Annotated in this window: 1 pseudogene; it reads right to left on the bottom strand. The window is 74.1% G+C overall.

Annotated features, from left to right (window positions below):
* Nucleotides 1–331: pseudogene (locus DEIPI_RS37325) on the bottom strand (hypothetical protein); the annotation flags it as partial.
* Nucleotides 332–514: the final 183 nt, after the last annotated feature.

Below are 514 nucleotides of genomic sequence, written 5' to 3'. Positions count from 1 at the left end.
GGTGAGCGCGCGGGCCTCGCCGCCGCCGAGCGGCAGCAGGTAAAGCTGCGGCTTGCCGGAGCGGTCCGAGACGAACGCGAGGGTGCGCCCGTCGGGGGACCAGCGGGGGCTGTGGTCGCGCTTCTCGCCGCTCGTGACGGCGTGGTGCCCGCCTCCCCGGGCGGGAGAGGTGCACGGCGCTCTTGTAGCGGGGCCGCGCGAAGGCCGGGTCGGGTTTGGCGGGGTCCTCCTCCTCGACGCGGGTGAGGACGAAGGCGACGGTCCTTCCGTCGGGGGAGACCTGCGGGTCGGAGGGGAAGTGGACGTCGAGCAGACTCTCGGGTGCGGTCACGCGAGCGTTGTAACACATCGCGCGGCCCGGCGTGGGTTCAGAAGGTCAGGTCCGAGGGACGGTTGGCGTTCGTGAAGAGGCGCTCGCCGTGCGCGCTCAGCTCGCTCCACGCCACGCGCGTCACGCGCGCCGCGTCCAGCAGCACGGTGGGTCGGCGCTCGCCCCGGTCGAGCAGGTCGCGCG

The organism is Deinococcus pimensis DSM 21231, from assembly GCF_000519345.1.
Lineage (GTDB): Bacteria > Deinococcota > Deinococci > Deinococcales > Deinococcaceae > Deinococcus_A > Deinococcus_A pimensis.
Note: the sequence above shows the minus strand (reverse complement) of the source record. Positions and strands in the feature narration are given on the sequence as shown.